Raw genomic sequence first — 23287 nt, forward strand, 5'->3', positions numbered from 1 at the left:
ATTCTTTTGAGGATCAACGAGTCCTCGTGTGTCCTTGGGCACGTCCAATCGCTACTGCTGGTCTTCTTGGGTCTTCCGTTCGAGGGAAGCGCCCTCGACGTCGACATTCGGCAGGATCTTCTCGAGCCAGCGAGGCATCCACCACGCCGCTTCGCCGAGCAGATGCATCGCTGCGGGGATCAGGGTCATGCGAATCACAAAGGCATCGAGGAGTACGCCGAAGGCCAAGCCGAAGCCGATGGGGCGGATCATGGTCAGTTCGGAGAAGACGAACCCGCCGAACACGCTGAACATGATGATCGCCGCCGCCACCACAACTCGAGCTGATTGGTTGTATCCCATGATGACAGCCTTGCGAGCAGGTGCTCCGTGGGCATATGCCTCGCGCATTCCGGAGACCAGGAACATCTGGTAGTCCATGGCCAGCCCGAACAGGATTCCCACCGCCAGGGTCGGCAGGAACGAAAGCACGATCGAAGCATCGTGGACCTGGAAAATCTGCCCGAGCCAACCCCACTGGTAGATCGCGACGACGCCGCCGAACGATGCCAACAGAGAGAACAGGAAACCAAGTGTCGCAATGAGAGGAACCAGAATCGATCGGAAGACCAACACCATGATCAGGAACGACAGGCCGAGCACGATTCCGATGTACCCCGGAAGTGCTTTCGACAGGATCTGGGAAATGTCGATGTTTCCCCCGGTTTGGCCGGTCACGCCCAATGTGACATGGTCCTGGGCCTCGGTGTCCGAGGAGAGGTCGCGCAAACTGTTGACGAGCTTCTCGGTGGATTCGGCGGCGGGTCCTTCGTCAGGCGTTACCTGGAAGACTTCCACGGATTCATCCTCTGCGATGGGACCCGGGACCACGGTTTTGACGTCGTCTTGATCTTGGATCTTCTCGGCCAGCTTGATCTGAAGATCTTGTGCGGCGGTCTGATCTGTGTCCGACGGCAGTTCGGCCACCACGAGAATGGTGCCATTGGCCCCGGCGCCGAATTTGTCCTCAACCTGCTTGTACGCCTTGTAGTCGGTCGAATCCACGGACTCAGTCGAGGCGTCCGGGAGGCCGAGTCGCATTGAGGCGGTGGGTATCGCAATGATTCCGAGCACGACAATAGCGCCCAAGATGACGAGAACGGGGTGGCGCGTGACCGTTTTGGCCCAGCCGCGCGGCTCGTCGAGCCGTTTGAGGTGAACGTGTTTGCCGGCATGCCCGTTGTAGGTGGCCCTCTCGTTCTTGTTCAGGACATGCAATTTGATGATCCCCAGAAGGGCAGGGGTTAGCGTCACGGACACCAGAACCGCGATCAGCACGCACATGGCTGCGGTCGTGCCCATGATGCCCAGGAATGGAATTCCGACGACGTTCAGGGCCAGCAAAGCGACAATGACCGTCGTGCCCGCGAACACCACGGCATTTCCGCTGGTTCCATTGGCCAAGGCGATGGATTGGGAGAGTGCGTGACCCTGCCGAAGGTTGACTCGGTGCCGGTTGAGGATGAACAGGGAGTAGTCGATTCCGACGGCAAGCCCCAACATGAGCCCGAGCATCGGTGTGATCTGCTGGATCTCGATGACCGAGGATAGGGCCATGGTGATCAGGACACCGATGCCCACACCGATCAGTGCCGTGACGAGGGGGAGACCCGCGGCAATGATGGTCCCCAGCATGATCAGCAGGACCACGAGCGCAATCACGACGCCGATGATCTCCGAGGGCCCGGCCAAAGCGCCCAAATCCTGGGCGATGGACTGGCTGTAGTTGATATCTACGCCCCGGATCCCGGCATCATCGATGGTTTGTCGCAGCGAATCCTTGGTTTCTTGGCTGATGTTCTGTTCGGTTTCGTCGAAGGAAATCGATGCGATGGCGGTCGACCCGTCCGTGGAAACCATGGCCGCCGATTCGGATAGCTTGAAGAGTTTCAGATTGCGGTCATACTCACGCTGCTGGTCCCGGAGCTGATCTCGGCTCTTGTCGAGTTCGTCCTTCTTGCCGTCCAAGGTTTTGCGCTGATCATCCAGCTTCTGCTGTTCCGATTCCAATTGCCCCTGGGCGGACCCCGGATCAGGTGCCCCAGAGGCTTGTTTCGCGGCCTCGTCCAGTTTTGTCTGCCCCTGGCTCAGCTGCTGGTACCCGTCGTCGAGTTGCTTCTGTCCGTCGCCCAATTGCCGCCATGCGCCCTCAATCTTGCGGGCTGCATCGTCGAGCTGGGACTTCGAATCCTTGAGCGAGCTCTGTGTCTGGAAGGGATCGGTCGTCGACGCGACGCCGTCGACCTTGCCCGCATCCGACAATGCGTCCGCCAGCTCGGATTTCTGCGACTCTGTGAAAGGTTTGCCATCTTTGGTCGAGACGACGGCCTGTCCCATGCCGTGGCTGGCATCGGGGACTTTGTCCTTCAAGAGGTTCTGCAACCGCTCCGTTTCCGAACCGGGCAGGGAAAAGGCGTTGCTGAGCTGGCCGCCGTAAGCGGCGAAGCTGCCGCCCGCGGCAGCGAGGGCAACGAGCCACACCACAAGCACGAGCCAGGCCTTTCGGGCACAGAAGCGTCCGATCTTATAAAGCAGCGATGCCATGGGCAGGTCCCTTCAGGACGGAATCGAATGAAATGGTCGTCAGGTAGTCGAGAGCTTCGCGGACCTTGTCCTGCGTCTCGACGGTCGTCGAGCCCAGGCCGTCATCGCCGAGCGCTTCGTGCAGTGCCACGCAGATGGTGTCGAGCAGTACCCGGCAGAGGATGTGGACCCGCATGACCGGAACAGATGGATATGCCCCGCGAACGATCTCGATCAAACGGTTGATCATGCGTTGCATCGAGGACTGTCCCCACGTCGCCAGTCCCTGGTAGTTCACCATCTGGCTGGCAGTGCTGACGCTCTCCCGTATGTTCTCAAGTACTTCGGGCCGCAGCACGAATTCGGTGAAGGCGTGGGTGACATGAGAGGTCATGGATTCCTCGTTGTGCCCCGGGCCGATCCGGAACCCATCCGCGAGCCGATCGAAGTCGTCATTGATCTGGGCGAACGCAGCTTCTTCGATCGAGGAGAAATGATTGAACACTGTCCTGCGAGAAACCCCCGCCCGTGCAGCGAGCTCATCCACGTTCAGGCTCTGCGGCCCTTCGCGACGAACGAGCGCGGCGGCCGCCGCGGCGATCGCGTGTCGGTTCTGCTCGCGCACCAGGCTCCGACGATCTTGCGTGGCGCCACGGGTCGAGGCAGGTTGAACGCGCGGCGGGACGATAGACATGGGATGAGCTTAGAAGAGTCGGTGCACTGGGTGCAATGAAACGAAGCCACATTATGTATTGCGGCTCATTTCCACAGACCCGGTTCTGGGGCGCGCTGCCGTCTGACAGAATGGACAGCGTGAACCGAGCTGATCTTGATAAGAAGTCCGAGGAAGTCTCCGCGATGTTCGACGGGGTCGCGCCGAAATACGACCTCATGAACACACTGCTCTCCTTGGGGCAGGACCGTGGCTGGAGAAAGGCCACGGTCAAAGCCGCAGAGCCTGCACCCGGTCAGCGAATCCTGGATATGGCGGCCGGCACCGGCGCCTCATCCGTTCCGTATGCAGAGGCCGGGCTCGACGTCGTCGCCGCGGACCTTTCCGAGGGAATGTTAGCCGAAGGACGCCGCCGTCATCCCGAGATCGACTTTGTCCGTGCCGACGTCACGGATCTGCCGTTCGAAGATGAAGAATTCGATACCGTGACGATGTCGTTTGGCTTGCGCAACGTCGCCGAATACCCCAAAGCTCTCCGCGAACTGTATCGCGTGACCAAATCCGGCGGAACGCTCGTCATCTGTGAATTCTCTACGCCGACGTGGCCGCCGTTCCGCAGGATCTACCAGGAATACTTGATGCGAGCGCTTCCCCCTGCCGCTAGCATCTTCTCTTCCAACCCCGAGTCCTATACCTATCTGGCCGAGACCATTCGCGATTGGCCGGCTCAGGAGCAGCTCGCCTCGGCCATCGCGGAAGCGGGCTGGCATGGGGTTCAGTATCGCAACCTGACCGGTGGGATCGTGGCGCTTCATAGGGGTTTCAAGGCATAGGCACATGAAGATACTCGTCGTCGGGTCGGGCCCTGCCGGGGCCACGGCCGCATATTGGCTTGGGCAGGCAGGTCACGAGGTGACCGTGCTCGAAAAGACGCGGTTTCCCCGGGAAAAGGTCTGTGGCGATGGGCTGACGCCCCTCGCGGTCCGGGAAATGGACCTCATGGGGCTGCCGCACGGCACGGAGCAGGGTTATCACCTGCAGAAGGGTCTGCGCCTGCGAGCTTCCGGCAGAAGCATTGAGGTTCCCTTCGAATCTGCCGGCGACATTCCCGGCTACGGACTGGTTCGCACACGCTATGGTTTCGACGAAGAGCTCGCGGAGCACGCTCGTGCGGCTGGCGCCGTCGTCTTGGAAGGGCACGCAGGCCACGAGGTTATTCGCGCCCAGGAACTGGAGTCGGCTCCGGAAGGAGTCTCCGCTGGCGTTCTGAGCCAGCCGGACCGTATTGTCGGTATCCGAGCGCAGCTTCACGACGAGCGAGGACGCCGAACCAGCCAGACGCGGGAGTTCTACGCGGACCTCGTGCTGGCTGCGGATGGCAACTCGACTCGGGCCGCAGTCTCCGCCGGACTCGCAAAGCGTGACGACCGGCCCATGGGAGTTGCCGTTCGCGCTTACTATGACTCACCCCTGGGCGATCTCGACTGGATGGAGGGCTGGCTCGAACTCGAAGGCGATCGCAGCGAGTCCTCGGGCAAACCCGAGTTGCTTCCTGGCTACGGCTGGATTTTCGGAGTCGGCGACGGCACGGCGAATGTAGGTCTCGGCATCCTGAACACTTCCCAGCAATTCGGGAAATTGGACTACCGCCAAGTTCTCTCGGACTGGACCGGCGCCATGCCCGATGAGTGGACCCTTGATCCGGAGCACCGGGCGGGGCGGGTCCTTGGGGCGGCGCTACCCATGGCTTTCAATCGCACCCCGCACTATATCCCGGGGCTGATGCTCCTGGGCGATGCGGGTGGCATGGTCTCTCCTTTCAACGGAGAAGGCATTGCCAACGCGATGCAGTCGGCTCGAATCGCCGCGGGGGTCATCGAGGATGCAGCCACGGCCAACGGTCCGGCGCAGCGAGAGCTGATCCTTAACCGATACCCGGACATCATTCGCCAGACCTGGGGTTCGCACTTCACCTTGGGCCGTGCTTGTGCCGAGTTGATAGGTCATCCCGCGCTCATGAAGGCGTCGGTGTCGCTGGGCATGCGATGGCCCGCCTTGATGAAAATCGTCGTGGACGTCATGGCGGATCTGACCCCCCAGGATCCGCGGCATCTGGCAGACAGGGTGGTTCACCTTGTGGAATCCCTGACCCCGGCGACATCGACCCGGTGAATCCCGCCCGCAGCCAACGGCCCTTGGCCCCGAGAGAAACGGTTAGTGTTAAGCCCGTGACTGATACACATCCCGGACAGCATGACGACCAGCCCGAGAGCGCTTTCGCGCAAGCCTTCGCGGGGTATGAAGACATGCAATTGCCGTCTGGATTCGAGCTGATCGCTCGTGACGAGATTCTTGGTCCTAAGATCCTTCGTAGCCTCGGTGAAGTCGAAGAACGTCTCGATCGGGCCGTCCACTACACGGATGCCTTGGCCGACGTCGCTTCCCGTCATCTCCTCGAAGCCGGAGGAAAGCGGGTACGGCCGCTCCTGACCCTTTTGGCCGCGGAGATTTCGGGGGGAATCAATGACGACGCCATCGAGGCCGCGGTCGTCACCGAGCTGACACACCTGGCTACTCTGTACCACGACGACGTCATGGACGACGCCACCAAACGTCGCGGGGCGGATGCCGCGCACATGATTTGGGGAAACTCCGTCGCGATTCTTACCGGCGACCTGATTTTCTCGCGGGCTTCACTGATCGTCTCCGACCTCGGGGCTAGGGCTCTGGCGGTTCAGGCCAAGACTTTCGAACGGCTGGTGCTCGGGCAACTGTACGAGACGGCCGGGGCGAATCCGGACGAAGACCAACTGGCTCATTACATCAAGGTCATTGAAGGCAAGACCGGTTCGTTGATTGCAGCCGCTTGCGAGTACGGATCACATTTGGCGGGTGCTAGCGAGGAAACCGTGCAAACCCTGATTCGTTACGGAGAGTTGGTCGGGGTCGCATTCCAGCTTGCCGATGACGTCATCGACGTCACCGCTTCCCACCAATCCTCCGGGAAGACACCTGGAACCGATCTTCGCGAAGGGGTTCCGACGCTTCCCTCGATTCTGGTGCGCAAATCTGCTTCGGATGGGGATGAGGAAGCGCAGCGCGTGGTGGATCTCATGGATGCCGACCTCAGCACGGACGAGGCGCTGGCCCGGGCCGTCGAGGCACTGGGAGCCCATCCGGCCACGAGCATGGCCTGGGACATCGCTTACAGGTGGGCCGACGACGCCATCGGTGCTTTGAATTCTCTGCCTGATACAACCGTCAAGCAAGCTCTCAAGTCCTTCGCAGAAGCCGTAGTGCACCGGGAATCCTGACGGTTCCTTGCGGTTCCCCGCCCACGGCCCTACGAGCCGCATTACTAATTGTTGTGAATTGCGCTGTTTTCGGTGCCCGATGAGAAGGGCCCCTGGAATCATGTTCAGGGCCTCGGCCATGGTGTCGAAGGGACTTATTTTCAACGACCGCGTCGGCGCTGGGACCGGAGAGTTCCTCAACAGAAAGCCTGGCACGGAACCGACCTTAAGCGGCTCGCCGGAAAGCCGCTGAGCAGCTGGACGCTCACATACGGCAAAGGCAGGATGCGTTTTGGCGCCAGTCACGGACGTGGCCGTTTGCGAGTGGGTGCTGTTTCACCGGCCTGGGGAAATCTGAGTAGTTCTGACATGTCGATCTGACCTACTGTCAGTGATCGACCGTATTTCAATCGAACTCTGTTGGCGACCCAGCTGGTCCTGGCCAGTTCGATGAGTTCCCCGGTCTCTCTCAACCTGCTGCATGTGACGAGGGCAAGCAGGGCAGTGTCCCGGGGAATCCCTAATAGATGCGCTTGGCTGCGCGTGGCGTAGGAAATTTGTATAGTGCCCACCGCTATCGCGAGAGCGGATGCCGGCTGTTCCACCACGATCTCTTGTTCGCGGGACGGAACCCACGAGTTTGTGATGGCGATCGGCGTGCCGTCCACCTCTTGCAGATGGAGACCGAAGGTGAATTGTTCGACACTGTCGTTCTCGACGAGATACGCGAGACTGTCGTGGACCTGGCATTCCCGCGAACGCTCCAGCAAACGAGACCTGGCCACATGCCCGCCCGCGAGAAGTTGCTCCCTCCAAGGGCGCAGCAGATTGACATCGTAGCGGGCCTGATCGAGCCTCGACGCCACGTATATTCCTGACCCGCGCTTGGACTCCAGAACCCCCAGCCGGGCTAGGGACTGAACGGCACGATGGACCGTCATTCGGCTTACCCCGTAGTAGGCAGCCAGGTCAGTTTCTGAAGGCAGGCGGTCACCCGGTTGAAATTCTTCCGCTTCGATACGCCTCTGTAGATCTCTTTGCACTTGTCCCCATGTGCTCAGAGGCGACTCCGGGTCGATGCTGAATGAATCCATGTTCTGACAATATCCCTTTCCGCTCCTGCCAGCCCCCCCCCCGATCCTCGTCCTGGCGGTCGCCTCTCCGCTGGGGCACCTTCGCTCCTGGTTGACGCACAACGGCTGGAGCGAGCGGCCCTCCAGCCGGATCATGCGGTCTGAGGCATAAGGCGATCGTCGCCCCTCTTCATCGGGGTTCTGAGCTGTATGGAATGTTGTACAACTACCGACCTCACCGGTCTAACTTTCTAGGTGAACCGGTCCGAATTATGTGCTAGGGCACAATATGCGTATGTCGTGAGATACATTTTTGTCCACTGAACGGTTTTCAAACCGTCGCATTCCGGCTCTTGAGGAGGTTGCGAGAATAGTGGTGGAATCACCCAATCAAGAGATAAAGGCGGCTATTCAACAGCCGCGGATCGTTATTGTGGGAAGCGGTCCGTCGGGTTGCTATACCGCCCAATTCTTGCGCAAGAAATGGCGTGAAGCCGAGATAGATATGCTCGATAGGCTGAATTCTCCATATGGGTTGATTCGTTACGGGGTCGCCCCCGACCATCTGGGTACCAAGGCGATCTCTCATCAGTTCGAACGGCTTTTCACCAAAGAACGAGTGGGGTTCCAGGGGAGCGTGGAGGTCGGACGTGACATCTCCCTCGAAGAGTTGACCGTTGAATACGATGTCGTCGTCCTGGCCACTGGGCTCTGGGCCGACCGCAAGATCGATGGTTTTCACCGCGCGGATGGAGCGCCGAGTCACGAAGGCGTCTACGGGGCAGGGACTATCACGCGCATGATCAACGGGCATCCTGAGCGCCGGACGGACGATGTACGCCTGGGCCGGCATGTTGTGGTGGTCGGGAACGGCAATGTGGCCGTCGATCTGGTGCGACTCCTCATTACTCCGCCCGTGAGGCTCGCCCAGCTCGGAGTCCCCACTGACGTCATCACCGCACTCGATGTGGAAAAGATCACATCCATCGACGTCGTAGGTAGATCTGCGGTATCTCGGGCGAAATTCGATACCACCATGATCCGTGAGCTAGGGAAAATGCCCGATGTCGGCTTCGGGTGCGATCTTTCGAATTTCTCGTCGGCCGATGAGGAAACCGCTGGCGAGAAGACCGAAGCCATTGCGGACTTGATCAAGGGATCCCCCTCTAGCGCGTCCCGGCACGTCAATCTACATTTCGGCTGGACTCCGGATCACCTGGAGGGAGAAAACAGGGTGAGCGAGGCAGTTTTTCGGAGAACCGCGGGGACCCCGGAGAGATTGAGCCTGGAAGCCGATTCTGTGTGCACCGCGGTGGGGTTCACCGAAATCGCCGACGACGTTCTGAGCCGTAGGACACTCGAAACTGCTGCTTCCGATATCTCCCGGGGGAAACTCGCCGACGGAATCTATTGCGTCGGATGGTATCGCCGTGGACCTATTGGGACTATCCCCGACAACCGTGCAGATGCCCGCATGGTCGTGGACTCGATCGTCGAGGACCAAGAGCGCTCCAACGCACAAAGCATCAACAACACCACAGCGATCAACGGATGAAGGAGATTGTCATGAATGTACTAGTTCTCTATGGAACTGAGTCAGGGAATGCTGAGACGGTGGCCGACGACATCGTGGACGAGTTTTCCGATCAGGTGGATATCCGGGCCATCGACATGACCGACGCTGGTCTTGAAGATCTCGCCCTTGAGACTCTTTGCATGGTGGTCTGCTCCACCCATGGTGAAGGCGGCCTTCCCTCCAGCGCGGTTCCCTTTGCCGAATTGCTCGACGCCGAACGTCCTGAACTTGCGGGAATGAATTATGCGATGTTCGGCCTGGGCGACAGCACATACGAGGATACCTATAGCCAAGGCAGTGAGCATATCGACAAACGCCTCACCGCCTTGGGCGCAACGCGGATCGGCACTTATGGCCGCCACGATGCAGGCGATGGGTCCTTGCCGAATGAGGAGGCTCTGACGTGGGCGCAGGAAGTTCTGGAGGAGATCAATCTGAAGGCGGTGGCCTGATATGAGTATTACAACGACAGCCCACGCCGATCAAAAAGTCGATATTCCTCCGGACCTGACAGTCCACTACGACCCTCTTTCCTATGCGGACTACGACTATCCGTACGACCTCTTCAAGAGACTCCGAGACGACGCACCCGTCTACTACAACCAAGAACGAGACCTGTACGTGGTCTCCCGGTATGCCGATGTGCGAGCCGGGCTCGGTGACCACGAGAGGCTTTCCAACCGTTTCGGCAACGACATTGACGGGACCCACGATTCATACGGCGAAGGTATGCTCGTCACCCTCGATCCACCGCGCCACACAGCGCTCCGGGCGGCGATTCGCCGGACTTTCTCTGCCAGGGCCATTCTCGAGAAAGAAGACGACGTCCGTGCCTATGTCCGCGAGCTATTGCGAAAAATATGGGATGGAGGAGGCGGAGACTTCGCCACGGATGTCGCGATACCAATGGGCATCGGCATGGGCATCACGCTGTTAGGAGCTCCCCAGGAAGACAACGAAGTATTCACCCACCACCTCGAGCGGGCCATGGTCCGCATCGTGGGAGAGTACGGGGTCCCGGCCGATGCAGCGGCAGCGAACCGGGAAACCGAACAGATACTCTCCGACCGATTTGCCGCCCGGCGAGAACAGGCCGAGTCCGGTGCGAGCAGCAAGGGCTCGGACGCCTTCACGCAGATCCTGCATGCAGTGCACGCCGGAAAGGTACTCCCTGAGGAACAGGAGGGTCTGGCTCACCTGGTCCTCTCGGCTGCCAGCGACGCACCGGCCTCGTTGATGACCAACTGCATTGCCATCCTGGACCGCTTCCCGGCACTGCAACCGTTCCTCAAGGAAAACCCATCGATGATTCCTCAGTTCGTCGAGGAGTCGCTGCGTTACGAGACCCCAGGCCAGAATCTGTCGCGCCAGACGAATGAAGATCTCGAATTCGCGGGAACGACTATCCCCAAAGATTCCCGGGTGATGTTCCTGCAAGGGTCGGCCAACAGGGATGAGAGAGTCTACCCGAACCCTGATGCTTTCGACCTGACCAGGATTTTCACACCGGCCAACCGGATCATGTCCTTCGGCGACGGAATTCACGCGTGCATGGGGGCGCCATTCGCCCGTTTGGCTGCCCGCATTCTCATCGAGGAGTTGGTCAATGGTCCTGGAATTCGGGTGACCGGAACCCCCGAGCGTTGGAAAAAGCAGCTTGTCCGGGGATTCGGCAAGCTTCCGGTTGTCTTCACATCATGAATACGTCACGGAACGTCGTCATCGAGTGGGGTATACGGAGCAGCTTCGTGTCCTATGTCGAAGCCTTACCGGATGGGCGAGTGAAGGTCGGTGATGGCGCTCAGCGTTCCGAGGACCACGCCTTCCTGTTCCCCGGGATACTGCAGCCTACCGGCGATATCCACTGCACCGGCTTCGTTCGGTTCGGGGGACACCGCGGAATGCTGAGCGTCATGTTCGAAGACTTCAGGATCCATCGCAATCAGGAAGTCTGCGCACACGTGAATGGCGCAGATTGCTGCATCGCCACGTTATCAAACGGCCGAGAAGGCCCCGGCGAGCGCTTGGTCTTCGAGAAAGTCACTCTCACGGACGACGGCGCCTTCGTCCTGGGGGACATTTATCGCCCGGGGGATCGTTTGCGCCCTCTAACAATTCTCCCTCGGGGGCATCCGGCGGAATTCGGCACAGAACGACTATCGAAAGGGATATATGCAGTACCGTAACTTTGGCCGCACCGGTTGGAAGGTCAGCGAGATCTCCTTCGGAGGGTGGCAGCTAGGCGGTCAATGGGGAAACGTCGACGACGAAGAATCCGTCGATGCCCTCCTCGAAGCCTATGAACGAGGAATCAACTTCGTAGATACGGCAGAGCTCTACGGATCCGGCCATAGTGAGAAGATCATCGGCGAGTCCCTGCGTCAGTGGGGGACAGAGAAGATCTATGTGGCCACCAAGGTTCAGCCGATCCAGTGGCCCGCGCCCGATCATGACGACCCTCAAATGCGCGGACGCTATCCCGCTTGGTACCTGCGTGAAAGCGTCGAGGATTCGCTGAATCGACTCGGCGTCGAGAGACTCGATCTGCTCCAACTCCACTGCTGGTTACGATCCGGTATCGGCGAACTTGATTGGATGGAAACCCTTAACGAGCTGCGTGCTGAAGGGAAAATCGACAAGATCGGCGTCTCCATTCGCGATTACCGGCCTGACGAAGGGCTACAGCTGGCCGAACTCGGTCTGGTCGATTCGATCCAGGTCATTTTCAATATGTTCGAGCAACGTCCTGCTCAGGAATTATTTCCCGCAGCAGCTACCACGGATACAGCAATCATCGACCGCGTGGCTTTCGATTCGGGCTCACTTTCCGGGCTCTGGACTCCCCAGACCTATGACTCCTGGGAAGAAGGCTCGCAGCAGAAAGAGATGTTCCGGGGAGAGCGATTCGCTGAGACACTTCAACGCGTTGAGGCACTAAAAGAAGTGGTCAGGCCCTACTACTCGAGCCTGGCGGAAGCTGCTATCAAATACGTCCTTTCCTCACCGGAGGTCTCCACCGTCATCGCCGGGATGAGCAGCTCCCGGAACATTCGGCGAAACATCAGTTATTCCGACGGTAAGCCTTTCCCCGAAGAACTGCGTCTGAAGTTGGCCAAGCACGGATGGATCAGGAACTACTACACATGAGCCGGCCTCGATACGCACGCGCAGAATTCCTCAGCTATCAAGAGGTCCAGACGCTGATCGATGCGGCGCCGACCGCTTACATCCCCCTGGGGACATTGGAGTTCCACGGTCCGCACCTGCCCATCGGGCTGGACGCCCTCACCGCACACGGCGTATGTCTCGAAGCTGCCCGGACCACCGGAGGGATCGTCCTCCCACCGATATTTCAGGGCTTCGGAGGTGGGCATCGCGATTATCCCTGGACAATCATGATGTCTGACGGGGACGGAATCTCGAGGCACCTGCTACAGACGCTCGTGCGCCTGGAGGAATTGGGCGTCGAGACCGCCGTCGTCTTCAGCGGACATTTCGCCCCCGAGCAACTGGACATGGTCGACGATGTGACGAGCGTATGGCGCGACCGTGCTTCGGGTTCCCTCCGGCTGGTGGGTACGGCAGTCAACAGATGTGACACGGCCCCCTTGCCGCCAGACCACGCGGGACGGTTCGAGACGACACTTCTGGCTGGAATTGCGCCGGAGCTTGTACATCTGGAGCGACTTCCGGCCGGTGGGGTCCCAAGCACAGAAGGCCCGGGAGTCGATCCCTACGGCGAATACCGTCACGAGCAGAGCCAACCACTCTGGGGTGTCTTCGGACCGGACCCGCGCGAGGCGAAGATTGAGGAGGGAACATCTTTGCTGAAGCACCTCGGGGGCTGGTTGGCCGCTCAGACCTCAGATGCCGAAGGTCAGGCCCCGCACAATTCTGATTCACAATGCACTACGACCGAGCATCACCCAAGGTTTTAGCGTCCTGCCGTTATTGATAGCAATGTCCGGCCACGCGGAAAAATAGAGCTGTATCCAACTGAAATCACTCAGAATGGGTTATTTAAACAAAAAATTCCATCATTCAAATATCAGAATCCGATTACTAACTAAATCACTCCGATGTGGGGTGATATGACCTGAGGAGTGTATATGTCAGCCTCATCTGCGAATAACACCACACCCTTGCCTCCGATTACTGCCGGTCCGCACAAAAAGCGACTCGGCCTCGTCGCCCTCGTCGCCACCTTCGGGGGCCTGCTCTTCGGATATGACACCGGCGTCTCCAACGGAGCAGAGCGTCCGATGCAGACGGAATTGGGCCTGACCGACCTGGAGGTCGGCGTGGTTCTCAGCTCCCTCGTCTTCGCGGCTGCCTTCGGGGCGATGATCGGAGGTAGGCTCTCAGATCGGATTGGACGGCGTCCGACCATCATCGCCCTCGCCGTACTCTTCTTCCTCGGCACACTGACGGTTGTCTTCTCTCCGGGTTATGCAGTCCTCGTTATCGGGCGCATTATGCTCGGGCTGGCGGTCGGAGGCGCATCGACGGTAGTCCCCGTCTTCCTGGCGGAGATGGCGCCTTTCGAGATCCGAGGGTCACTGGCAGGACGCAATGAACTCATGATCGTCATTGGCCAGCTCGCCGCCTTCGTCGTCAACGCCATCCTCGCTGCCACCTTGGGGCACATCGACGGCATCTGGCGCGTTATGTTCTCCATTTGTGCCCTGCCCGCCATCGTCCTGTTCTTCGGTATGCTCCGTATGCCCGAATCTCCCCGCTGGCTTATTGAGAAGGATCGCAACGACGAAGCTCTCGCGGTACTGAAGACGGTTCGCCCCAAGGAACGTGCTGAGGCGGAGATTGTCAAGGTCAAAGAGGTCACCACGGAGGAGGAGCACACCCAGCAGCTCGGCCTCAAGGCCGTGCTATCCAACAAGAACCTCGTCCTCATCCTGATCATCGGTTGTGTGTTGGGCGTTATCCAACAGTTCTCGGGCGTGAACGCGATCATGTATTACGGTCAGCGACTCCTTGCGGAATCGGGCTTTAGCGAGTCGATGCTCGGCTGGGTCAATATCGCTCCCGGAGTGATCGCGGTCATTGGCGGAGCCATCGCGCTCTCCTTGATGGACCGAATCAACCGCCGCACCAATTTCCTCTACGGAACTGGCCTGACCGCCCTGTCCCACGTGCTCATCGCAATCGCCATGACGCTCCTGCCCGTCGGTAACGTGGCGCGCCCTTGGGTCTTTCTTGCCCTCATCGTGGTGTTGATCGGTTCGATTCAGCTGTTCTTGAACATCGCAGTGTGGGTCTATCTCTCTGAAGTCTTCCCCCTGCACATGCGAGGAATCGGTATGGGCATCTCGGTATTCGTCCTATGGGTGGCCAACGGCACTCTTGCTCTGCTTGTACCGTCGATTGTCGGAACCCTGGGCATGGGCCTGTTCATTCTCTTCGCGATCGCGAACGTGCTCTCTTTCCTTTTCGTCCTGAAATTTGTGCCCGAGACCCGTGGGCGTTCCCTCGAGGAACTTGAAGAAGACGTCACGACCGGTGCCATCTATACCGTTCCGCGGTAAGCATTGCAGGGCGCACGGGAATCGAACCTCATGCCGGCAGCGGCCATCACATCCTAGACGCGGAACCGGAACAGGTTCGGGCGTACTACAGATCGCACCCGGTCCTGTGGCGTCGCCAGAGGTCACGCGGAGGCTGTTTCCGTACCAGATGCGTGCTCCCGAGAGCTTGCATCTGTCTAGAACCGGTCCTTCTCGTATCTCCGGTCACGCGCGCTTCACCGTGGTCGGAAGAACCGGTCCGTGGCGAAACATGCTTGTCTATCTCTCGTCGAGAGCTTCCAGGAAGCTGACCTGCTTCGCCTCCGCGAACTGGTGAAGGGAATTGGTGTCCATATCCGGTTGGTGTTCCTTGTGCGGCTCCGGGACGGCAGGATTTCCCGTCCAGTCCAACAGTCGACAAACGCGCTTCTGAATACGCCACCCCCTTGAAGTACGGACCAACACGTCGTGGTACCAACCATTGCCCACCCAGCTTGGGCCTCCCTCGGCGTCAGCTCGAATGAGGAGCCAGTTCCCGTAGCTGAACGCGTAGGCCATGTCACCTTTCACATGGACCAGCTGGCCCATCATCGTGTGCTGATGGCTGTCGAGCCGGTCATGGAACTCAGCGAAGGACTTCTTGAAATTCTCCAGTCCGGTCCATTCGGCCCCAGCAGGCCCGAAATCTGCGCTGACGTCTTCGGTAAACACCCGGTCGAACAGGTGCCATTGGTGTGCGTCGAGTGCGAGGGCGTAGAGGTTCAGCACCTCAATGATTGCTGCCTTGTCGTTTTCAACCATTTTAATTGCACCTTTCAGGGCGGTCAGTAGGTCTGACGTCAGAGCCCTTCAACATTCGTCGTCTGTAGCTTTTGTCAGAGAGCCGAGGTTCGTCGTATTCACGCTTGTCGATTTGTTGGAATCAAGGGATCCAGACGGTGTTCAATGGCTTCCAGCACGATGCCGTGGGGGTCTTTGAAGGTCACGATCCGGAAGAATCCGTCAGTGGGAGCCTGGACGGTGGCCGGCTCGCTTAGGATCTCGATGTCGCCGTGTGCACGAAGGCGTTCGTAAATTGCATCGGCATCGTCGACGTCGAAGGCTATTCGCGTGATGCCGACCTGATTCATACGTCGGTACGGACCTTCGTCGACGTCGGTGGTCGGGTTGACGAACTCGATCAGGTCGATGACGGTAGCGTTCTCGGCTTGTTTGCCGCACAGGTGGTTGGCGTGTATTTCGATTTCCTCTCCGGGGAATCCAAGCATCGCGCCGTCGGACTTTTCGTTCCTCAGGCTGCCCACGGATTGAAGACCGAGCACTCCTTGATAAAACTCGAGCGCCTTCTCGATGTCAGGCACCGCGATGCAGACGTGGAAGAGTCGGTTGATTTCTTGTGCCACTAGTCTTCTCCTTCTTTTCAACTAATCGGTAGGGAGGGGCTCCGTCATCGTGATGAACACTCCGAAGGGATCTCTGAAACTGAACCACTGTGAGGTGAACGTGGCCTCTGGCTCTTGAATGGAGATTTCTCGGGGTGGGCAAACGATTTCAGCACCTTCACAAGACCGGATCGTCGTGAACGCATCTTGCACACTGTCTACGACCAAAGACATCCGGCTCAGTCCAGTGTGATTCATCGGAGGGTAGGGGCCATCGTCAACAACCGATTTGGGTTCGGTGTATTCGACCAGGTTGATCGCAGTGGCTATCTTCGGGTCAGCGCCGACCGTGAGGATGTGATGGGCAGCGATGCCTATTCCATCCTGATCAAATCCCAGCAGTCGGCCATCCGCGGTCTCATTTTCCGTCTCGAACACGGACTGGAAACCCAAGACGTCCCGATAGAACGCCAGCGCCGTGTTGAGCTTGGGCACGGTGATGCACACGTGCTCGAGTTGTCTTACCAGAGCGCTCATGAAGCTCTCCTTTCTAGCCTTGTGCCGGTGCGGCCGATTGCCCCAGGCGTGATCTTTGGAATTCGCACCTCGGCGAAAGCCTTGTTCCGGCCTTGTCGCTATCAATAGCGCCAGCGATAGATATGAACATCTGCCGGCCAACCTTCTAGGCGGCCAGATCGGCAGCTGCCTGCAAGATCCAGAATCGGAACTCGACAGCGAAGTGCTCGAGATGTTGTTCGATCACGTCGGGCGCGCACGTCGAGGGCAGCGTGACGGACAGTCTCGCGGTGAACCCGTCTGACTCTTCCTCGAACGCGTTCGCGATCGAACCGATCACGGTCCCGTCGGCGAGGAGGATGTGTGACCGGCGCTCGGCCGGACGTTCCTCGGCGAGGCCAGGCAACTCTTGGCCACGAACGACGCTGTCATTCCATGGGCGCATGAAGAACGAACAGACGTACTCGTCAAGGGTTTCTACGATGTTGACACTCTGGCCGGGTTCGGCGTGGATTGAGTAGTGCTCGGGGTGGCCAGCGATCATGACATCCTCGCGAGCAAAGGCGCCCGCGAGCCAGATGCCGAACTCCGCGGCCGTGATGCCGTGTGCGCGCAACGTCGTCGTTCCGGTGGTTTCTTCTCCCTCGGACCGCTGAAGGTGGCTTCGCAGGAATGCCTCACCTGCCTCGATCTCTTCGCTCAGGAGCTCCAACAGACGCTCGCGACCGAGCCTTCGTTTCATGAGCCCTAGCGCCCGCCGTGCGGAGAACCGCTCGAATTCGTCAATGCTCCGGTCGCTGTCCTGACCGGAGAGGTGAACCCTCGGTTCGGTGAGGCGCGGGGCGGTTGTGGGCAGGTCAAAATTCATCAGGGTCGTGCTCCCAGTGCATACGGGTGGGTTTCGGCGGCTGCTTTTCTACAGTCGGTTGACGTCGCCGGCACGAGAAATGCTGAGTTTCTTCGTGCCGGCAACTTTGGATGTGTGTCAGCTGTTTCGGACAGGCAACTGGAGGTGAGACGGGCGATTGCCACCGGTGTGCAGGACATGCTGTCCTTCATTGGCGCCGACATACTCACGGATCGCGGGCATCAGCGTACCGAGCAAGTTCCGGGAACTCACGACAAAGCGCAATTGTTCGCCCGGATAGAACGCCAGACCGATCGGCAACAGGTCGATTTCGATCTCGACCACCTCGCCCGCAGAAAGTTTCTCGATGCGGTCGAAACTGTGCACGGGCACATCGTCGGTCGAAAGCGTTTCGTCGAGATGCCGTGCCGATACACGAAGTCGCCCGTCGGAACCCTTGTACCGGAGGATTGTTGCGCCATGGTCGGTAAGATCGTGGGCCCTCGCGCTCTGATTCGGAACCGTGAACGCCTGCAGGGGTGTACCGAATCGGTCCAGCTTCTGTACGAGGACGAACAGATCCATGTCCTCGGCGCCGCGAGCTTCGACGTAGAGATGAGCCTTCGGGTATCCGACCAGCGTCGTTTCCTTCTCGAATCGGGTGATGAAGGACACCGCGTTCGGATTCGCGTCTACCGCATATGAGGATTCGACCGCTTCTGCCGGAGCGGCAGTCGCCAAGGTCCGCGTACGACCGTCGAGATAGTATTTCCTCGATTCGACGCCTTCAGGCGGGAACGACTGCGCAGGAATCCTGACTTGGTCTCCGCCCTCGAGATCGAGCACGGAGTACCGCACGCGAGGCGTCTGCTCCCATCCATTGTTCTCATCTTTCAGGAAATGGTCGAAAAACCGACGCAGGTCCTCGACATTCGCTTCATCGTAGTAATCGGGCCATTCCTGACCATTATGGATTCGAAGCCACTTCTCCTCAGATGCAATCCGTCGCCACGCACGGAAGGTCCCGGCGGTATGCAGAGTATTAGAATAACTGGCCACGACGTACGCGGGTACGGTGATCTTCTCGAACTCCGGAATCTTGTTCTCCCAGAGATCGGTCATCAGAGGGTAGCGCTCGACCTCGGAGAGGAGATCCTCCTTCTGATTCTTCCCAAAGAAACTTCCTTCTTGAAGCTGCTGAGCGAAGCCGGTATCAGGCATTCCACCGCGCATCACCAGGTCGCGATAGACATCGCTGACACCTTCCCACGGGTTGATCGCGACGAGGTGCGGCGGCTGCTCGGCGGCGGTAAACCATTGTGAGACAGCCAGGTAGGAAGTACCGCTCATTCCGACCCTGCCGGAGCACCACTCCTGTTCCGCGAGCCATTCGATCACGTCATAGCAGTCGCGCCCTTCCTGCCGGTCCCAAATGACGCTGTCCCCTTCCGAGTCCACCACGCCGCGTATGTCAGGGTTGCAAATCGCATAGCCTTTGGCACACCAGTAGGCCGGATCTGGCGCTTCGAACTTCTCGAGCCCGGAGACCTTCGCATTATCCAGACCCACCAGCCCGAACACGCCCGTCACGCTGGGGGAGGTGCCCTGACCTTTGCCATACGGGCTCCACGCGACGATCACGGGTACCGGTTCGGTGCCGACCGGGCGGAATACATCGACATAGAGGGTTGTGCCATCGCGCAACTGTACGGCGACGTCCTTGTCCAAGACGATGTCGACCGGTAACGGCTTGAACTGTGGAGCGATCTGGAACCCCGCTTCGAAAGTCCGAGTACCCGGATCGAAAGGCGTCAGAGAACCTGTCCGCTGGTCGGGAAGGGGGTGGGAGGGTACGTACATCTTCTGATCGGTCATCGTGATCTCCTTCGTGCCGAAGCCTGTGTGATCTCGCTGTTGTATTGAGCGTACGACCGACCCCCTAAAAACTCAACACCTGTTGAGAAAAAGGTTGGGCCACGATAGATTTTGGTTATGGCAATCCAACACAAGAATGAGCAGTCGCCGCGCATCGGGCGACGTTCCGGCCCCAGCAATACGCGCCTGGCTGTACTGGCCGCTGCGAAGGCGCGCTTCGCGAATGACGGGTACGCCTCGACCACCATTCGAAACGTTGCCGCCGATGCTGGGGTCGACGCCTCGCTGGTGATGCAGTTCTTCGGTTCGAAAGATGGTCTTTTCGCCGCCGTCATGGACGTCCCCGCATCCGCACTCGACCGATTCGATACGGCATTCGACGGACCGGACGAGCAGCTTGGGGAACGGGTCGTCCGCGCATACCTCAGGGCCTGGGAAGGACCGGCCGAGGAATCCGAACCACTAATGGCCATGCTCCGAGGGGCAATCGTGAACGAACACGCGAAGGCTCAATTGCGGGAATTCATCCAGTCCCGACTCGAACGCGGAGCAAAGATGGGAGACAGCCAGGACCGGGCGATGCGAGCAGGCATGGCCTCGGCTATGCTGGTCGGCATTATCACCAGCCGTCGGATCATTGGCGTTCCGACGTTGGCCGCTGCTGATCACGAATCGATCGTCGCAATGGTTGGCCCTGCGATCCAGTCCATTCTCGTGGAAGGCTCAGACGATGCCTCCACGGACAATCAGCGGACATGAGCCGCAGTTTACGGTCACCCGCAGGCAGGCCCGCGAGGTACGCCGAATACCGTTAGCTAGCTGTGGCCGCTCATCAGGGGTGCCGCAGAGCACCAAAGTTGTGTCGCCCGCGACATTCAGCGACACCGGGCGCATGCGAAGACGGTGACGAACCGATACCGGCTCGTCACCGCCCGATGTGTTCTACAGACCGAAGAAGCGACTGAAGAAGCCCTTCTTCTTGGTCCCCTGATCTTCCTGGTCCTGGGACTCGTCGGTTTCGACGTCGCTGCGGGCCGATACGCGTTCCTCGCCTGCGGAGGGTAGCTCCGAGGAAGCGGTCGAACCGGTCTCTGCCGGTTCCGATCCTTCTGCCTCGTGAGGCGAGTTGGGGGTTACGCGGGCGGCTTCGTTCTGCGCCTGTTCGGCACGCAGACGTTCCAGCGCCGATGGCTGATCCTGCTCATCCTGTGCCTCAGAAGGCTCGGACTCGGCGGGCTTCTCGACAATCGGGTGTGTATCGGTGACCGCTTCATCTTGGCTGACTTGCGGGGAAACGGCAGGCTCGGGAGCCTCTTCCTCCGTGACCACGTGCGTCGAGACGAGGCCCGGCTCGGCATTCTCGCGGGGTTCCTGATCGAAGGGCAGGTCCTGGCCTTCGGGATGCGTGCGTTCGACGCCTTCCGTGTCCTCGAGAGATACTGCGGGCTGCTGTTCGGCCCCAGGGGCAACCGCGGCTTCCGTGGCCGCAACGCGTTGCGCCTCCGCCTCTTCACGAGCCTGACGCTGTTGCTCGGATTCGCGCTGTGCAATCTTGAGCGCGCGACGCGCTTCGTCTCGGAGAGCTTGGCGATGCTGGTCGGCTTCCTGTGCCGCGCGGTCCAGTTCACGTTGGCCGACGGCGGGTTCGGCCGGCTCGATTCCGGAGATTTTGTTCTCGTCGAACCACAAGCGCAAGGCCCCATCGGTGGCCGTGACGACGGCGCACGCTTCCGTATCCCACGAGATGTGAGCGCCGCGAAGGCGTGCGTAGGAGTCGACCGCGCGCTGGTGGTGGACGGCCGTATTGGTCTGAAGCGCTTCGGCCATGACCCGGCCCATACGGTTGACCGTGGGTTCAGGCAATTCGAGCTCTGGTCCATCGACCAGCAGCCAAGCGCGCACGCCGCCGCCGGCAACGGCCGGGTAGTGGGCGAATACACCGGTGACGGCCTTGGCAGCCAAAGTCAGCCGGCGAGCAAGCCCTTCCGAAAGAACCAATTCGTCGGTGGTCAGTTCCTGAACCCCCAAATGCTCACCGGCCTCACGGGCCTGGACGGCCGAGGTTACGACGACGTCGGGGAAGTGCCCCAGCTCTTGCCAGGACCAGATCCACGAGCCGCGCTGCTCGGACTCGGTGCCGAGCAGATAGGGACTCAGGGATACCGAGGGGTCGGACTCAAGAGTGAATGACGGGGCAGAGAAATCCACCGACCAGTCGGAATTGCCGCTGAGCTCGGCGAGCCGAGCCTGATATTCGGTGGAGATGAAGATCGATTCGTCAATCAAGTCCTGCAGAGTTTTCGTCATGAAAACAGGCTAGCAAGTAAACGCCAGTGCCGCGGCCTCATGAGTCCGACTCGACTGTGTAGGCTCGAATCAGCAAAGGTCGCCACAGGACGGCGACGCGGCACTTGACCAGCTAAGGAACATTGCATGCCAAGTACAGCCCACGACCACGCGGCGGAGGAACTGCCTGAGGCGGAACGGCAACGACGCACCGGGGAAGCGGTCAACCGCTTGGGGCACTGGTTGCTGTCTTCGACCACGACCGAACCCGGTTGGGATCAACTCATCGCCGATCTGAAGCCTTCGCGTCGGGAGCCAGGCTCCTACCTCGCTCGCATTACTGAACTTCGCGGAGAGCGAGAAGTGACCGGGTCTACCGGTCTGGTCGACGAGGACTCGACAGTGGTCCCGATCTTGCGTGAACTCCGCGAAGCAACCTATACGCGGGCACAAGGTGCCTGGTTGTCGGCGAGCCTCATTATCCAGGCGGAGGGGTGGCCGGATCCCGAATACCAGGTAGGAACGGACCTCAACTTCGACGACGAGCCGGATACCTGGGGCCAGGAGTCGCCGCTGGCTGCCGAGGACCTCGTGAGTGATTGGGAAACTTTTCCCCGTGATCGAATTAACCTGCCGGAGTGGATGGTTGAGCGAACACGAGGTTATCTGCCCGAGGACCAGGCCGCCCCGGCCACCGAGACTCCTGGTCACGAACAGAGACCATCTGTGGCTTCGCAGTTCCACGAGGACGAATTCTCGGTGTCTGAACGGCCGAGTGAGGCCGTGAACCCTCAGGTGGAGCGTGCTTTGTCCCATTTCGCACGGAAACCGACGGAACAGACGATCGCTAACGTTCTGCGGTGCCTCATGGGAGGCGAGGTTCTTCTGGACATCTCCGGGTCAGATCTGGTCCCGGGGCCCAACGGCGAGCAAGTCGGACCTGGCTCCCAGGTCCGTGTCCAAGCGGTCCTCGGCAATGACGGCAGACGTTCACTGGCCGTGTATCTTCGTGAGGAAACCGCCCGCCGAGTCATCTCCGGATCGGGTCGGAACGCCAAAGACCTTGTTCTCAGGAGGGAACCGGGCGTGTCCGTTCTGCAGAATTTCGTCGCGGACGAGACCCTCTCGGACATCATCGTCGAACCCAATGCCCCGGACTCTTGCCGCATCGAAGGCCCCCAGGTCGAATGGGCCATGAATACACCACGTAACGATGCTGCAAAGAATGCTCTGTTGGGTAAGAAAATGCAGCAACTCACCGGCTCCTTCATGGGACCTGCATCCGTCTTGCTCCTGGGGATGAGGCAGAACGATCAGGGCTTGCGTCCCGTCTTCGCCCAGACCGAGGGAGACGAAGACCCCCATACGTTCCTGTTGTTTACTTCCGCCCCCGAAGTCGCTGCCCTCGATCCTCGTCTGCAGGTGCGCTCGGTCCCGGCCCTCGATGCCATGCGACTGGCGGTGGAATCCGGAGCGACTGAGGTCATGATCAATGCCTTCGGCCCCAGCGCACGCTTGCCGATGGCGCAGGTTAAGGAACTGCTAGAGATCGCGGCGCTTCAGGAGAAGTTGCGGACCAAAAGCTCCTAGGTTTCGCCGGGAGACGACGCCCGTGACCATGAAAAGCGGGGCTTCCCACCACATGGTGGGAAGCCCCGCTTCGTCTTCGGGCGGTTCAGCCC

Annotated in this window: 21 protein-coding genes; 12 read left to right on the forward strand and 9 right to left on the reverse strand. The window is 59.7% G+C overall.

Annotation, left to right across the window (positions count from 1 at the left end; translation table 11 throughout):
* Positions 1-51 precede the first annotated feature (51 nt).
* On the reverse strand, positions 52-2583 hold the full coding sequence (locus sake_RS03410) for an MMPL family transporter (protein ID WP_178945455.1): 2532 nt from the start codon (positions 2581-2583) through the stop codon (positions 52-54).
* Entirely contained in the window at positions 2564-3256 is a 693-nt protein-coding gene (locus sake_RS03415; RefSeq protein ID WP_129359160.1) for a TetR/AcrR family transcriptional regulator, read from the reverse strand. Before sake_RS03415 ends, sake_RS03410 begins: the two co-directional genes overlap by 20 nt.
* A 110-nt stretch (positions 3257-3366) precedes the next feature.
* On the opposite strand from sake_RS03415, the gene sake_RS03420 reads away from it, so the two are divergent.
* From sake_RS03420 to sake_RS03430, 3 genes are all read left to right on the forward strand, one after another.
* The gene (locus tag sake_RS03420) at positions 3367-4068 is read left to right on the forward strand and encodes a demethylmenaquinone methyltransferase (protein ID WP_178945456.1); all 702 of its coding nucleotides are present in this window, start codon (positions 3367-3369) and stop codon (positions 4066-4068) included.
* A gap of 4 nt (positions 4069-4072) precedes the next feature.
* Positions 4073-5407, forward strand: a complete 1335-nt coding sequence (locus sake_RS03425; protein ID WP_129359164.1) for a geranylgeranyl reductase family protein — start codon at positions 4073-4075, stop codon at positions 5405-5407.
* A gap of 134 nt (positions 5408-5541) precedes the next feature.
* Positions 5542-6549, forward strand: coding sequence for a polyprenyl synthetase family protein (locus sake_RS03430; protein ID WP_129359434.1), 1008 nt, complete (start codon positions 5542-5544; stop codon positions 6547-6549).
* A 281-nt stretch (positions 6550-6830) separates the two neighbouring features.
* Here the strand turns inward: sake_RS03430 and sake_RS03435 are convergent, their stop codons facing one another.
* Positions 6831-7622, reverse strand: coding sequence for a GntR family transcriptional regulator (locus tag sake_RS03435; RefSeq protein ID WP_129359166.1), 792 nt, complete (start codon positions 7620-7622; stop codon positions 6831-6833).
* 352 nt (positions 7623-7974) lie between these two features.
* On the opposite strand from sake_RS03435, the gene sake_RS03440 reads away from it, so the two are divergent.
* The 7 genes from sake_RS03440 to sake_RS03470 all read left to right on the forward strand — a co-directional run bounded on the left by sake_RS03440 (position 7975) and on the right by sake_RS03470 (position 14720).
* Positions 7975-9156, forward strand: coding sequence for an FAD-dependent oxidoreductase (locus sake_RS03440; RefSeq protein WP_178945457.1), 1182 nt, complete (start codon positions 7975-7977; stop codon positions 9154-9156).
* Between the two features lie 11 nt (positions 9157-9167).
* Positions 9168-9629, forward strand: coding sequence for a flavodoxin domain-containing protein (locus tag sake_RS03445; protein WP_129359435.1), 462 nt, complete (start codon positions 9168-9170; stop codon positions 9627-9629).
* A 1-nt stretch (position 9630) separates the two neighbouring features.
* Positions 9631-10878, forward strand: a complete 1248-nt coding sequence (locus tag sake_RS03450) for a cytochrome P450 (RefSeq protein WP_129359170.1) — start codon at positions 9631-9633, stop codon at positions 10876-10878.
* The gene (locus sake_RS13595; protein WP_178945458.1) at positions 10875-11363 is read left to right on the forward strand and encodes an HtaA domain-containing protein; all 489 of its coding nucleotides are present in this window, start codon (positions 10875-10877) and stop codon (positions 11361-11363) included. The genes sake_RS03450 and sake_RS13595 overlap by 4 nt, the downstream gene beginning before the upstream one ends.
* Complete coding sequence (locus sake_RS03460; protein WP_129359174.1) at positions 11350-12324, forward strand: aldo/keto reductase; 975 nt, start codon at positions 11350-11352, stop codon at positions 12322-12324. The genes sake_RS13595 and sake_RS03460 overlap by 14 nt, the downstream gene beginning before the upstream one ends.
* On the forward strand, positions 12321-13115 hold the full coding sequence (locus sake_RS03465) for a creatininase family protein (protein ID WP_129359176.1): 795 nt from the start codon (positions 12321-12323) through the stop codon (positions 13113-13115). The genes sake_RS03460 and sake_RS03465 overlap by 4 nt, the downstream gene beginning before the upstream one ends.
* A gap of 171 nt (positions 13116-13286) precedes the next feature.
* Positions 13287-14720, forward strand: a complete 1434-nt coding sequence (locus sake_RS03470; protein WP_178945459.1) for a sugar porter family MFS transporter — start codon at positions 13287-13289, stop codon at positions 14718-14720.
* A gap of 258 nt (positions 14721-14978) precedes the next feature.
* Here the strand turns inward: sake_RS03470 and sake_RS03475 are convergent, their stop codons facing one another.
* The 5 genes from sake_RS03475 to sake_RS03495 all read right to left on the reverse strand — a co-directional run bounded on the left by sake_RS03475 (position 14979) and on the right by sake_RS03495 (position 19319).
* Positions 14979-15500: a nuclear transport factor 2 family protein gene (locus sake_RS03475; RefSeq protein ID WP_178945460.1), complete on the reverse strand. Its 522-nt coding sequence runs from the start codon at positions 15498-15500 to the stop codon at positions 14979-14981.
* 98 nt (positions 15501-15598) lie between these two features.
* Positions 15599-16102 carry a VOC family protein gene (locus sake_RS03480; RefSeq protein ID WP_129359182.1) on the reverse strand — a complete coding sequence of 168 codons (504 nt, stop codon included), beginning with the start codon at positions 16100-16102 and terminating at the stop codon, positions 15599-15601.
* Between the two features lie 21 nt (positions 16103-16123).
* Complete coding sequence (locus tag sake_RS03485; RefSeq protein ID WP_129359184.1) at positions 16124-16618, reverse strand: VOC family protein; 495 nt, start codon at positions 16616-16618, stop codon at positions 16124-16126.
* Positions 16619-16763: 145 nt separating this feature from the next.
* Positions 16764-17465: a hypothetical protein gene (locus sake_RS03490; protein ID WP_129359186.1), complete on the reverse strand. Its 702-nt coding sequence runs from the start codon at positions 17463-17465 to the stop codon at positions 16764-16766.
* A 117-nt stretch (positions 17466-17582) separates the two neighbouring features.
* Entirely contained in the window at positions 17583-19319 is a 1737-nt protein-coding gene (locus tag sake_RS03495) for a CocE/NonD family hydrolase (protein ID WP_178945461.1), read from the reverse strand.
* 117 nt (positions 19320-19436) lie between these two features.
* On the opposite strand from sake_RS03495, the gene sake_RS03500 reads away from it, so the two are divergent.
* Complete coding sequence (locus sake_RS03500) at positions 19437-20078, forward strand: TetR family transcriptional regulator (RefSeq protein ID WP_129359190.1); 642 nt, start codon at positions 19437-19439, stop codon at positions 20076-20078.
* A gap of 183 nt (positions 20079-20261) precedes the next feature.
* On the opposite strand, the gene sake_RS03505 is transcribed toward sake_RS03500, so the two are convergent.
* Positions 20262-21626 (reverse strand): DUF6882 domain-containing protein, encoded by a 1365-nt coding sequence (locus tag sake_RS03505; RefSeq protein ID WP_178945462.1) that lies wholly within the window; start codon positions 21624-21626, stop codon positions 20262-20264.
* Positions 21627-21752: 126 nt separating this feature from the next.
* On the opposite strand from sake_RS03505, the gene sake_RS03510 reads away from it, so the two are divergent.
* Positions 21753-23195: an SseB family protein gene (locus sake_RS03510; RefSeq protein WP_178945463.1), complete on the forward strand. Its 1443-nt coding sequence runs from the start codon at positions 21753-21755 to the stop codon at positions 23193-23195.
* Positions 23196-23287 lie beyond the last annotated feature (92 nt).

This window comes from Kocuria sp. TGY1127_2 (genome assembly GCF_013394385.1).
In the GTDB taxonomy this organism is placed as follows: domain Bacteria; phylum Actinomycetota; class Actinomycetes; order Actinomycetales; family Micrococcaceae; genus Rothia.